The sequence below is a fragment of the Paraburkholderia sp. RL17-347-BIC-D genome (genome assembly GCF_046027915.1).
Classification (GTDB): domain Bacteria; phylum Pseudomonadota; class Gammaproteobacteria; order Burkholderiales; family Burkholderiaceae; genus Paraburkholderia.
Window position 1 is genome coordinate 1 of sequence record NZ_JARESS010000077.1, and the last position, 12,783, is coordinate 12,783.

Sequence of the window (12,783 nt, forward strand, 5' to 3'; positions counted from 1 at the left end):
AGGATGTCGCCCATTTGGCTGACTCATAAAGTGGGGCTCTCCGCCGGTGAAATCACTGTCAATGCGGGGATTATAAGGGAGGGGAGACTGTCCTCGGAGTTGTCATCCATCATCCAATGAGCCGTTCTGACGACCCGGATGCTGACTGCCTTGTGCCCGGCGACCTTCATGGCCGATCAGGAACGTGCGGCCGTTGCAGGTCGCTTTGCCGACATTCGCGACCAGGTGTCGGCGAGTGTCAGCTTTCGTTATTGACGAATAAGCCTTCTCGACCCTCAAGTGCTGTTCGTCATCGCGACCGGCAACGGCCGCTTGCAAAAGTCCAACGGCCATTCGCTCGCGCGAGATCGCCTTTCGCTTGTCGGCCGTGGCAAACGTTCGTGGCGAGCGCGCGTTAGACGCCTGCGCTGGTCAACCGTGATGCCCGGTCACGACGATGCGCTATTTCGCCTTGCTGCTTCGATTGCGGGCGAGGGAGCCGATAGCACAGGCCTCCGGTTGCCCTGCCAGACCCGCCTGGCGATCGCAGGGCTGAGCAGCGACGACGGCGGCATCATCAGGTTGACAACCTTCAGAAACGCCGTCGCCAGCGTGCTGTCGCGCGTCGCGGCAAGGTGAAGCTTGCCAATGTACCAGTTGATGAAACGTAGCATCGGCGGGCGCGCGCCCTTGACCTGTGGATGGCGGAGGTCGTTGCCAACGGCGATGTCCCACGGAATATCGACGATCTTCGCGGCCGCCCGGAAGAATCGACGCGCAAGATCGTTCGAGCCCGCGCGCAGGCACCGCTGCAGCGTCAGCGCTTCCTCTGCCGCGACCGTCATACCCTGCCCGTAGACCGGATTGAAGCTGCAGATGGCGTCACCAAAAACCAGGTAGTTCCCGGGGAAGCGTGCAAGCTTCTCGTACCGCCGACGCAGGCTGGAGGCGTAGCGGTAGTGCTTGTAATCGGTTAGCGGTTCCGCTCTCGCGGCAACGTCGTGAATCTCCATGGTCGGCAGCGTCGCCAGATACGCGAGAAAGCCCTGGTCGTTGTCCGGTGCGTCGTCGCCAAGAAAACCTCCGGCACTGACGATCCAGCTGTCGTTGTCCTGCGCGAGCAGGACACCATTGCGCCAGTTCGGCGCACTACCGGCGACAACAATACCGTGCTTGCCGTCAAGATCAGTCGGCCGACGTCGATAGGTACGGGTCGTGTAGCAGATGCCGATCTCGACCTTCTCATTGGCGGGAGGTTGGTAGCCGAGTGCTTCAAGCCACGCCGCACTGGATGAGCCACGGCCAGTCGCATCAACGACAAGGTCCGCGTTGAGTGTCTCTTCCGGTTTGCCCTCGACACATATGCGCACACCGGTCACGCTCTTGCGAACGGGGTCGGTGGCAAGGCCACGCACAGCGCAACTTTCTATGGCGCGCACGTTCGGCAATCCGAGGAGCCGTCGGCGTAGATGGCCTTCGAGCACGGGACGGCTCGCAAGCAGACCGATCAGGTCGCTCGTGCCGTTAGCAAGCCTGACGTTGCGACCTATCCAGATCACATCGTTGGCGACATCACCGATCAAGCCGCCGCTTTGGGCGACGACCTCGGCGTTGTATCCCGGGAAGAATTCCTCGAGTACCGCGCTGCCGCGCGCAAGGAGCCCATGGGTATGACGACCCTGTGGCACGCCCTTGCGCGGCGTGTCTGCTGCCGGAAACGCATCGCGTTCGAGCAAGGTGACTGTGGTATAGAAATCCGACAGCACGCGGGCGGCCAGGAGCCCACCCATGCTGGCGCCGATCACGATCGCATGCTCGCCCAGGTTCTTCATGGCAATCCTCCAGTTCAATCCGTCGCAATGAGTCCAGTGACCATCGCTTGCAGGGAATGGTAGGATTGCTTCGTCCCCTGAGCGTCCCCCGGACGCCGTCATTGAGGGTCGCCTCGCCATGGCTCTGTTCAGCGTGCGGACGCTTGGATTTCCGGAGATCCGTCGGGACGGCCGGCTGTGTCAGCTGCCCCTGCGCAAGGGCATGGCCCTGCTGGTCTACCTGGCCGAAGCGAACGGCTCAGTCGGGCGTGACGTCTTCGCCACGATGTTGTGGCCGGAAGGCGGCGAAGAGGTTGTACGGGCGCGCCTGAGGCGTCTGTTGCATCGCCTCCAGCTCACGCTTGGCGACGACGTTCTCGCCACCGACCGGTCGACGGTTCGATGGTCATCAGCGATCGACTTGCAGTTGGATTCCCAGCTGTTCGAGCAAGCCTGCGACCGCGGCGAGTTCGAGCGGGCCTGCCGTCATTATCCCGGCGACTTTCTCGAAGGTTTTTCGCCCGGCGACTGCCCGCAGTTCGACGAGTGGGCTTTTTTTCGCCGGGAGGCCTTGCGGGGCCGGGCGATCCAGGCGCTCGAGCGAGTGGTGCACGACAAGAATGCGGCCGGTGACTACGCGACCGCCGCCGCCCATGCCGGCCGTCTTGTTGAGCTCGATCCGCTCAGCGAAGTGTACGGCCGGCACCTCATCCGCAACCTTCTGCTCGCCGGAGACCGAGCCACAGCCCAGCGGCACCTCGAGGCCCTGACGCAGCGCCTTCGCGACGAGCTCAATGTAGCCCCCGAATCCGAGACCCGCGCGCTGCTTGATGCGGGCGCGACGTTACCCATCGAGGACCCGCCGTCGACGCGTTACGTCAGCGGTGGCGGCGTCCATCTCGCGTTCCAGACCTATGGTGCCGGCCGCATTGATGTTCTGGTGCTGCCCGGTTTCGTGTCCCATGTCGAACGGGTCTGGGAGGAGCCCCGGTGCCGGGCGTTCCTGTCCGCGCTCACTGAGATGGGCCGTCTTGTCCTGCTCGATCGTCGCGGCATCGGGCTTTCCGACCGGGTCGGGTTCAATCCGAGCGTCGACGCGACCGCGCAGGACATCGGCACCGTGCTTGACGCCGCTGGCAGCCGCCGGGTCGTTCTGTTCGGCGCGTCCGAGGGCGGACCGGCATGCATCAAATTTGCTGCTGATCACCCCGACCGTGTCGCCGGCCTCGTTCTCTTCGGCTCGTTGGCGAAGGGGAGCGCGGCATCCGACTATCCGCACGCGCTGCAGGCTAGCCAGTACGACGCGTGGCTGCGGCAGCTCGTCGCCGTCTGGGGCGGTCCTGCCGGTATCGAAACATTCGCGCCGAGCCTCTCCTGCGATTCGCAGGCGAGAGCCTGGTGGGCAGGCTTGCTGCGGGCCGCGTCGAGCCCGGGAGCCATCAAGGGCGTGCTCGAGGCGTTGCGCGATATGGATGTGCGGCATCTCCTGGGCCGAATTTCCGTTCCGACTCTGGTGCTCCACCGCCACGGCGACCGCGCCGTTCGCATCGGCGCCGGCCGGCATCTCGCCAGCCACATCGCGCAGGCGCGATTCGTCGAACTCGATGGTGCCGATCACTGGGTCTTCGCGGGCGACCAGCAACCCGTCCTGGACAACATCAAGCAATTTGTCGGCAGTCTCGCGGCGTGACTGCGACCGAGAGATGAGAGATGAGAGATGCAGGCCAATATATCCGCTCGAGGCAAAGTGCGATTCAGATGAAACCTACCTATGCAGCGCCGCTGAATCGCAATATCCGACGATGTAACCGTTCGACTGCCGTGACAAGCGCGCGTTGAATGTCCGTCTTCTCGGAAGCGGCCTTTTGGGATTATTCTTGTTCGTTGAACGGCTCATCTCTCCCGAGGTTGTCAGATCGCCGGACTTGTGCCGACAGGGCCTGCGCTCCTGAGCATGGCTATCGCGACACGAACACGTTACTCCTTGATCGAACAGGTGCCGTGATGGATAAGAAAGATGCCGCTGGTTCGCGCGCTTTCCCCGGAGTCCAGCCGCGCTTCGAGGAAACGCTCGATCCGGACGATTGGACCGGGCTGCGGACACTTTCCCACCAGATCATCGACGATGCGGTTGACTACCTGCGCGATGTCCGCAGCCGGCCGGTGTGGCGAAACATGCCGGCGGATGTCACAGCCTTATTCGAGCAAGCGCTGCCACGGTCGGCGTCGCCGGTGGAAGGGATCTATCACGAGCTTGCCGAGAACGTGTTGCCCTATCCGCTTGGCAACGTGCATCCGCGCTTTTGGTCCTGGTATATGGGGGCTAGCAACTTCACCGGTGCACTGGGAGATTTCCTGGCGGCAATCCAGGGCTCTAACCTTGGTGGCGGCAATCATGCTGCTGCCCTGATGGATCGGCAAGTGGTCAACTGGTGCAAGGAGATGATCGGTTTTCCAGTTTCGGCCAGCGGCACATTGGTGAGCGGTGGCTCAATGGCCAATATCATTGGTTTGACAGTGGCGCGCAACGCCAAGGCCGGCATCGACGTGCGCGAGCATGGTGTCGCCGCCATGGAGCGGCCCTTGCGTTTCTATGGCTCGGACCAGATCCACAGCTGCCACCGAAAGGCCATGGAGGCGCTAGGCATGGGAAACCGAGCGCTGCGATACATCCCGACAGATGTCGAACTACGGATCGATCTCGCCGCCCTGCGCGTTGCGATCGCAGAGGATCGGGCGGCGGGATTTCAGCCTGCCTGTGTGATAGCGACAGCGGGGACAGTTAACACCGGCGCGATCGACGATCTGATGGCGCTGGCGGATCTGGCCGCCGAAGAGAACCTCTGGTTGCACATTGACGGATGCATCGGCGCGCTGATTGCGATCGCTCCCGAAAATGCAAATCGCGTTGCAGGAATTGAGCGGGCGGATTCCATCGCGCTCGATCCTCACAAGTGGTTGCACGCACCGTTTGAAGTCGGCTGCGCCCTGGTTCGCGACGCCTCTGCCCATCGAGGCGCGTTCGCGGTGACACCGGAATATCTGGAGCCGACGCCGCGCGGAATCGCGTCGGCCCCTTGGCTGTATGAGTACGGACTGCAGACGACGAGAGGTTTCCGTGCGCTGAAGGTCTGGATGGCACTAAAAGAGCATGGAGTCGAGAAGTTTGGCCGCCTGATCGATCAGAACATCGCACAGGGTCGCTACCTCAGCGGCCTGATCAAGGCCGAGCCCCTTCTCGAACTGGTCGCGCCAACGAATATCAACATCGTATGCTTCCGATATCGTCCGGAGGGGGTGGAAGAGGGAGCATTGAAGGCGCTCAACATCGAGATCATGCTGCGGCTACAGGAAGCGGGCATCGCGGCCTTGTCCGACACGACGGTGCACGGAGTGCATTGCCTGCGGGTAGCGATATGCAACCACCGCACCCGCCGCGATGACCTGGATCTGCTGGTCAATGAAATCGTTCGGCTTGGGCACCAGATTGTGAGTGCAAGCCGCACCGCCTGACTTGTTTGTTCGAGTCTCGCTCCGCTTCGGCGTTGAAAGCAGAATCAATATGCGCCTCCGGAACCTCGGCATCGTTCGGCTATGGCCGATCAGGCAACGCTCGTCTTTCGGAGGCCAATGCCCGTTACGAGTAGTTCAGCGTTGACGTGGAAGCGGGTCGATGGGTGGCAAAGGGCGTGGCATTCGCGCTGAGTCGGTGGCTACAAAGGTGAGGGTAGCTTCCGTCACCTTGACGACGTCGGCCGCCATGCCCATGCGTTGAGCGAAGACCTCCACGTTGACGGTGATCGACGTACGTCCCTCGCGCACGATTTCTGCGTAGAAGCTCAACAGGTCGCCGATAAAAACGGGCTGTCTGAACGTGAACGAATTGACGGCGATGGTGACGACACGGCCGTTCGCGCGCCGGCTGGCGGGAATCGATCCGGCGATGTCGACGTGTGACATGATCCAGCCGCCGAAGACATCGCCGTGTACGTTGGCGCTCGACGGTTGGGGCACGACGCGCAGCACGGGCATCGCGTGGGCGGGAAGGCGTTCCGAGGATGAGGAGGCGGGCATGGCGGTCTCGTGTCGTAAGTGAGCGGGAGCTGCACGATAGCGCCCGGCTCCTGGCAAATATCGCGTTCAGCGGACCACGTGCGTCAGCCAGTGTGCGTAGCGTTCCGATTTGCCGGCGACCGCGGCGAAGAACGTGTCCTGCAGCTTTGCGGTGACCGGTCCACGCTCTCCGTTGCCGATCACGCGATCGTCGAGTTCACGAATGGGCGTCAGCTCGGCTGCCGTGCCCGTAAAAAAGGCTTCGTCGGCGCAGTACATTTCGTCGCGCGTAATGCGTTTTTCGACGACCTGAAGGCCCTGATCCCGCGCGATTTCAATGACCGACGCGCGTGTGATGCCGTCGAGGCACGAGGCCAGGTCCGGCGTATACAGCACAGCATTTCGCACGATGAAAACGTTTTCACCCGCGCCCTCGGACACATAGCCTTCCGTGTCGAGCAGCAGCGCCTCGTCGTAACCGTTACGGGTGACTTCGCGATTGGCCAGAATCGAGTTGATGTAGTAGCCGCTCGCCTTGGCGCGAACCAGCGACACATTCACATGGTGACGCGATAGCGACGATGTCTTGACACGAATGCCGCGCACGAGTCCCTCCTCGCCGAGATAGCTGCCCCAAGGCCACGCGGCGATCCCGACGTGAACCGTGTTGCCGCGCGCACCGAGGCCCATCTGTTCGCTGCCGAGCCATACGAGAGGCCGCAGATAGCACGCGGTCAGCTGATTGCGGCGCACCACTTCCAGTTGCGCCTCGCGAATCGTCTCTGCGCTGAAAGGCACAGCCATTTCAAAGATCTTTGCGGAATTGAACAGTCTTTTCGTGTGGTCGTCGAGCCGGAAGATCGCGGGACCCGCGGCGGTCTCGTATGCCCTGACGCCTTCGAATACCGCCATGCCATAGTGGAGCGAATGAGTCAGAAAGTGGAGTTGCGCGTCCCGCCACTGCACCAGTTCGCCATCTAGCCAGATCACGCCGTCACGGTCATGCATAGTCGTTTTCATAACGCTTTTTAGAAAGATTGAGAGGATGAAACGGGCGGCGTGCTGTCCGCATCGGCCCGGTACTCGGCAAGCCAGCGTTCGCGCTTCGGTGCCGCGGCGAGCACGTTGCGCTCCTTGACGTGACCGAAGCCGCGAATCTCGCCCGGCAGATCGGCGAGCTTCAGCGCCGCATCGAATCGGGCGACGTCGAGCGTTGCGCAGAACTCGTCGACCAGCGCGAAGTACTGTTCGATCAGCTCACGTTCATTGCGCCGTTCCTCCGTCTTGCCGAATACGTCGAACGCAGTGCCACGCAGGAACCTGAGTTTTTCGAGCACGCGAAATACCGTGAGCATCCATTGCCCGAATCGTTGCTTTTTCAGGCGGCCGTGTTCGTCGCGTTTGGCGAGCAATGGCGGCGCGAGATGGAACGCGAGCTTGTAATCGCGACCCGGCTCGCCTTCGAACTGCGCGCGCAGCTTGTCCATGTAGGCCGGGTCCGCATACAGACGGGCCACTTCGTACTCGTCCTTATAGGTCATCAGTTTCGCGAGATTGCGCGCGACCACCGGCGTGAGCCGGGGCTTCGACCCAGGCACAACAGCCGCTTCCTTCTCGCGCAGCCGTTCGACGGCTGCAACATAGCGCGCCGCATAACGCGGGTTCTGATAGACACTCAGCCGCTCGACGTTGCGCTCGATCAGCCGGTCCAGCGATTCGGGCATCTGCACGACGATGGCCTGCTGCTTGCCGGCGAGCGGCGTAAAAGCCTCCACGGCGGCTTCACCGTGCTGCGCGACGTAGCGGCCCCATTCGAACGCCAGACGATTCTTTTCGACGGCCACGCCATTCAGTTCGATCGCGCGATCGAGACTTGCGTAGCTGAGCGGCAGCCAGCCGCGTTGCCAGGCAAAGCCGAGCAACAGAGGATTCGCATAGAGTGTGTCACCTAACAGTGCGAGCGCGAGACGATTGGCGTCGATGAAGTCGCAGTCGTCGCCGATGCTCGCGCGCAGATCCTGTCGTGTCTGATCGGCCGGAAAACTCCAGTGCGGATCCCGCACGAACTGTGCGGTCGGCGTGGCACCGCTGTTGATCGCCGCTTTCGTCACGCCGCGTTGCGTGCGTGCCAGCACTTCAGCGGAAGCGGAAACAATCGCATCGCAGCCGAGAATCAGGCGCGCTTCACCGGCCGCGATCCGCGTGGCGTGCAATTGGTCGGGTGCCGCGGCGATCTGCACATGGCTGAGCACAGCGCCGCCTTTCTGCGCGAGCCCAGCCATATCGAGCACGGTGACACCCTTGTGTTCGAGGTGAGCCGCCATGCCAAGCAAGCCGCCGATCGTCACGACGCCGGTTCCACCGACACCGGTCACCAGCACGCCATACGGCTTGGATAACGAAGCAATCGCGGGCCGCGGCAGTGCCGCGAAATCGGGCAACGCGGCTGCGGATGCGTGCTTAGCGGGCTTTTTCACCTGTGCGCCTTCAGCCGTAACGAAACTCGGACAGAAGCCGTTCACGCACGAAAAGTCTTTATTGCACGACGATTGATTGATCTTGCGCTTGGTGCCGAGCGACGTTTGCAGCGGCTCGACCGACAGGCAGTTCGATTGCACCGAGCAATCGCCACAGCCTTCGCACACTGCGTCATTGATGAAGGCGCGCTTCGCTGGATCGGGATACGTACCGCGTTTGCGGCGCCGGCGTTTTTCGGTCGCACAGGTCTGGTCGTAGATCAGAATCGATGTACCGGCCACTTCGCGCAACTCGCGCTGCAACCGGTCGAGTTCGTCGCGGTGATAGACCGTCACTCCTTCGGGAAGACGAATGTTCGCGTCGTATTTCTCCGGCTCGTCGGTCACGATCAGCACGTGCTTCGCGCCCTCGGCAACGACCTGAAACGCGATCTGCGGGACTGTGAGCACACCGTCTACCGGTTGGCCGCCGGTCATCGCGACCGCGTCGTTGTAGAGCACCTTGTAGGTGACGTTCGCGCCTGCCGCAATGGAGGCGCGAATCGCTAGCAGACCCGAATGGAAATAGGTGCCGTCGCCCAGATTGACGAACACGTGGCGCTCATCCGTGAAATGCATCTGGCCGGTCCACGCGACACCTTCGCCGCCCATCTGGCTGAAGGTCTCCGTCTTGCGGTCCATCCACATCGACATGTAGTGACAGCCAATGCCGGCCAGTGCGCGCGAGCCATCCGGCACGCGTGTCGACGTGTTGTGCGGGCAGCCCGAACAGAACCACGGCTGCCGCTCCGGCACGGAACGCGGCGTGGCAGCCTCACGCTCCTTGGCTTCGATCACGGCCACGCGCGCATCGATTCGCACTCGCAGATCGGCAGGCAGATCGGCTTTGGCGAGGCGCCGGGCGATCGCTTTCGCGATCAAGGCGGGCGACAGTTCGTAGTGCGCGGGCAGTAAAGTCTGTCCGCGCGGCACGGACCATTCGCCGCCTTCGTCCTCACGCTGATCGAACTTGCCGAACACCTTTGGGCGCACGTCGTCGCGCCAGTTATAGAGTTCCTCTTTGAGCGCATATTCGAGAATCTGGCGTTTTTCTTCGACCACCAGAATCTCGTCGAGCCCGGTTGCGAAGTCGCGCGCGTTCTGCGCATCGAGCGGCCATACGCAACCCACCTTCAGCACGCGAATGCCGATGCGCGCGCAGGTTTCGTCGTCGAGCGAGAGGTCGGCGAGCGCCTGCCGCACGTCGAGATACGCCTTGCCCGCGGTCATGATGCCAAGGCGCGGAGTGGGGCTGTCGATCACCACGCGGTTGAGCTTGTTCGCGCGAATGTAGGCGAGCGCCGCGTACCACTTGTAGTTGAGCAGACGCGCCTCCTGTGCCAGCGGCGGGTCGGGCCAGCAGATATTCAGGCCGCCTTCGGGCATGTCGAAGTCGTCGGGCAGGACGATCTGCAAACGGTCCGGGTCGATGTCGATCGACGCGCTTGACTCGACCACGTCCGTCACGCATTTCATCGCAACCCACAGACCTGCGTAGCGGCTCATAGCCCAGCCGTGCAGACCATAGTCGAGATACTCCTGCACGCTTGCCGGATAGAGCACCGGAATGCCGCTTGCCACGAACATGTGCTCGGATTGATGCGCGACCGACGACGACTTCGCCGCATGGTCGTCGCCCGCCAGCACCAGCACGCCGCCGTTCGGATCGGTGCCGGCCGAATTCGCGTGCTTGAAGACGTCGCCGGTGCGATCTACACCCGGCCCCTTGCCGTACCACATGCCGAAGACACCGTCGACCTTCGCGCCCGGCCAGAGGTTGAGCTGCTGCGTGCCCCACACGGCAGTCGCCGCAAGGTCCTCATTAACCCCCGGTTGAAACACGACGTCGTGTTCCTTCAGATGCTTCTTCGCTTTCCATAGGCCCTGATCGAGCGCGCCGAGCGGCGAGCCGCGATAGCCGGACACATAGCCCGCCGTGTTGAGGCCGGCGCGGCGGTCGCGCGCCTTCTGCAGCATAGGCAGCCGCACCAGCGCCTGAGTGCCGCTCATATAAACGCGGCCCTTTTCGAGCGTGTATTTGTCGTCGAGCGATAGGTCGGCAAGCGCGTCACGTAGCGGGGACGTTAGCGGGGCGTTCATGGTGAGGTCTCCGGCGGCTTTATTGGAAGCGGAGTATAGGAAGCGGAATTTCCAACGTAAAATCACGAATACCGAATCCTGCTATTCGAAAAACACATGTCAAAAGACGTTACCCTGCGGCAGATGCGTTACTTCGTGGCGGCCGCCCAGAGCGGGCAGTTTTCGATGGCGGCGACGGCCGAGCATGTGTCGCAATCGGCGATCACCAATGCCGTGCTGGCATTGGAGGAAACCCTGGGTACGCGGCTATTCGAACGCCTGCCCCAAGGCGTCACATTGACGCCGGACGGGCACGATTTTCTGAACCACGCGAGACACATACTCGATTCGGTGCGCGACGCGGTCTACAAGGCGCCGTTCCGCTCGCACGATCTGAAAGGGACCGTGCGCATTGCGGCATCGTATACGGTGCTGGGCTATTTCCTGCCCGAGTTGATGGCGCGTTTTCGCGCGACGTATCCCGACATCGTGATCGATCTGCACGACCTGGACCGCGAATCGATCGAGCAGGCCGTGCTCTCCGGCGACGTCGATCTCGGCATCGTTCTGCTCTCCAACGTCGAAAATATCAGGCGTTTCGGGCACCATGTACTGATTCGCTCGCGCCGGCAGTTGTGGACCGCGCCCACCCATCCTCTTGCGCAACTCAATGCGCCTTCGCTCGCGGATATCGCGAGCTATCCATATATTTTGATTACGGTAGACGAAGGCGAGCAGTCCACGCTGCGTTACTGGAAGCAGAACGATGTCGAACCGAATATCGCCTTTCGCACCAGTTCAATGGAAGCGCTGCGAGGTCTGGTCGCGCATGGTTTCGGCGTCACGATTCTGTCCGACATGGTGTTTCGACCGTGGTCGCTGGAAGGCAAGCGGATCGACGCGCGGCCCATTTTCAACGCGATTCCGCAGATGGATGCGGGCATGTTGTGGCGCAAAGGCGCAACGCTGGATACGCCGGCCGTTGCGTTCCAGCAGTTCCTGATTCATGCATGCTGGAGTTGAAAGGAAGGTGTGAGCGGCTCGGTGAGAATGACATGCACCGCCCGAATTGACGCTGGCAATCCAGACGTATCTGTTTTTCGCATGGCCTGACGACTGTTTTCCTTGTGCACGGACGACTGCCGGCCCGCGCCGTAAGGCCGCGCTGACATGAGCTAGAGCCGGGACGCATTATAATCGGCCCGATGCATCGATTCATTGAGAATCGATCGACCACTGTTCCGCCTTCCGTCATGCCCAAAGAGAGAGCCAGCAAACCCGTTAAGCCTGCGTTGCGCAGCCGCAAATCTCCGCAGGGCTCGCCCACCGTGCAGGACGTCGCGCGTCTCGCGAAGGTGTCGGTCGGTTCGGTGTCGCGTGTGCTGAACGGCCGCGAGAATGTGGCGCCGGCCATTCAGGAGGCGGTGCGTGCCGCGGTGGCCGAGTTGAATTTCGTGCCGAACGTGGTGGCACGCAGCATGCGCAAAGGCAGTTCGAGCGCGATTGGCTGTCTGATTTCCGACATCACGCAGCACACCGCCGCACAGATGGTGAGCGCCGCCGAAGAGCGCCTGCGGGCAAGGGGTTTCGAGATTCTGATCGCCAATTCACATTACGATCTCGAGCGCGAGCGGGCCATTCTGTCGAGCCTGAAGCAACGCCGCATCGACGGATTCATCGGCGCGATTTCCGACGACGAGACGCCTTCCTATTTCAACTTCCTGCATACCCTGAATATGCCGGTCGTGCTGTGGGAGCGCGATGCCCAGGGCGAATTCAATTCGGTACTGACCGATCACGCCGACGGCTGTCGTCAGGCTGTGCGCTATCTCACGTCGCTCGGGCATCGCGCGATTGCGCTCGTGGCCGGCCACGAAAACACGTGGGTAGGCCGCGAGATGGTACGTGGTTATCTGGCCGCGTGCGAGGCCGCCGGCATCGCGCTCGATCCGGCGCTCGTGCTGCGCACCAGCGCCTTCAACAAGGACGTCTGCCGGGCGCTGCTCAGCGCTCCGCAGCCGCCTTCCGCGATCATCGCCACGCTGAACGACGTGGCCATCGTGCTTGAAGTCGTGCGGGAAACCGGGCTGTCGATCCCGGCAGACCTGTCGGTGATTTCCATCGGCGAGCACGAGTATTCCGGAATCGCGTCGCCGGCATTGACCGTGGTGACGCAAAACCCGCGCGACGTCGGCCGCGAAGCAGCGGACATGATGTTGCAACTGATCGACGGCAGCGCGCCGTCCGGCATCCGCCGCTCCAAACATCCCATGCGGATGATCGTGCGCGAGTCGTGCGGCGCGCCACGCAGTCCTGCCCGCCGCAAAAAGCGCTAGCCGGATCGA

Annotated in this window: 8 protein-coding genes; 4 read left to right on the forward strand and 4 right to left on the reverse strand. The window is 62.3% G+C overall.

The genetic code is table 11. The features are described from left to right. Nucleotides 1-428: 428 nt before the first annotated feature. Complete coding sequence (locus P0D96_RS43825; RefSeq protein ID WP_408320244.1) at nucleotides 429-1,811, reverse strand: FAD-dependent oxidoreductase; 1,383 nt, start codon at nucleotides 1,809-1,811, stop codon at nucleotides 429-431. A gap of 118 nt (nucleotides 1,812-1,929) precedes the next feature. Between P0D96_RS43825 and P0D96_RS43830 the strand changes: the two genes are divergently transcribed. Continuing rightward, on the forward strand, nucleotides 1,930-3,480 hold the full coding sequence (locus P0D96_RS43830; RefSeq protein ID WP_408320246.1) for a bifunctional AfsR/SARP family transcriptional regulator/alpha/beta hydrolase: 1,551 nt from the start codon (nucleotides 1,930-1,932) through the stop codon (nucleotides 3,478-3,480). A gap of 314 nt (nucleotides 3,481-3,794) precedes the next feature. Beyond that, entirely contained in the window at nucleotides 3,795-5,303 is a 1,509-nt protein-coding gene (locus P0D96_RS43835; protein WP_408320248.1) for a pyridoxal phosphate-dependent decarboxylase family protein, read from the forward strand. 135 nt (nucleotides 5,304-5,438) lie between these two features. On the opposite strand, the gene P0D96_RS43840 is transcribed toward P0D96_RS43835, so the two are convergent. From P0D96_RS43840 to P0D96_RS43850, 3 genes are all read right to left on the reverse strand, one after another. Then, nucleotides 5,439-5,864, reverse strand: coding sequence for an acyl-CoA thioesterase (locus P0D96_RS43840; RefSeq protein ID WP_408290576.1), 426 nt, complete (start codon nucleotides 5,862-5,864; stop codon nucleotides 5,439-5,441). A gap of 66 nt (nucleotides 5,865-5,930) precedes the next feature. Next, nucleotides 5,931-6,863, reverse strand: coding sequence for a branched-chain amino acid transaminase (locus P0D96_RS43845; protein ID WP_408320250.1), 933 nt, complete (start codon nucleotides 6,861-6,863; stop codon nucleotides 5,931-5,933). An 8-nt stretch (nucleotides 6,864-6,871) separates the two neighbouring features. Continuing rightward, nucleotides 6,872-10,459 (reverse strand): indolepyruvate ferredoxin oxidoreductase family protein, encoded by a 3,588-nt coding sequence (locus P0D96_RS43850; RefSeq protein ID WP_408320252.1) that lies wholly within the window; start codon nucleotides 10,457-10,459, stop codon nucleotides 6,872-6,874. 96 nt (nucleotides 10,460-10,555) lie between these two features. On the opposite strand from P0D96_RS43850, the gene P0D96_RS43855 reads away from it, so the two are divergent. Next, nucleotides 10,556-11,461, forward strand: a complete 906-nt coding sequence (locus P0D96_RS43855) for a LysR family transcriptional regulator (RefSeq protein ID WP_408320254.1) — start codon at nucleotides 10,556-10,558, stop codon at nucleotides 11,459-11,461. Between the two features lie 230 nt (nucleotides 11,462-11,691). Then, nucleotides 11,692-12,774, forward strand: a complete 1,083-nt coding sequence (locus P0D96_RS43860; RefSeq protein ID WP_132380955.1) for a LacI family DNA-binding transcriptional regulator — start codon at nucleotides 11,692-11,694, stop codon at nucleotides 12,772-12,774. The last annotated feature ends 9 nt before the right edge of the window (nucleotides 12,775-12,783 follow it).

Excerpts from the sequence above, each read along its gene's own strand:
- P0D96_RS43830 (WP_408320246.1), top strand. The coding sequence starts at position 1,930 with ATGGCTCTGTTCAGCGTGCGGACGCTTGGATTTCCGGAGATCCGTCGG.
- P0D96_RS43825 (WP_408320244.1), bottom strand. The coding sequence starts at position 1,811 with ATGAAGAACCTGGGCGAGCATGCGATCGTGATCGGCGCCAGCATGGGT.
- P0D96_RS43855 (WP_408320254.1), top strand. The coding sequence starts at position 10,556 with ATGTCAAAAGACGTTACCCTGCGGCAGATGCGTTACTTCGTGGCGGCC.
- P0D96_RS43860 (WP_132380955.1), top strand. The coding sequence starts at position 11,692 with ATGCCCAAAGAGAGAGCCAGCAAACCCGTTAAGCCTGCGTTGCGCAGC.
- P0D96_RS43840 (WP_408290576.1), bottom strand. The coding sequence starts at position 5,864 with ATGCCCGCCTCCTCATCCTCGGAACGCCTTCCCGCCCACGCGATGCCC.
- P0D96_RS43835 (WP_408320248.1), top strand. The coding sequence starts at position 3,795 with ATGGATAAGAAAGATGCCGCTGGTTCGCGCGCTTTCCCCGGAGTCCAG.
- P0D96_RS43850 (WP_408320252.1), bottom strand. The coding sequence starts at position 10,459 with ATGAACGCCCCGCTAACGTCCCCGCTACGTGACGCGCTTGCCGACCTA.
- P0D96_RS43845 (WP_408320250.1), bottom strand. The coding sequence starts at position 6,863 with ATGAAAACGACTATGCATGACCGTGACGGCGTGATCTGGCTAGATGGC.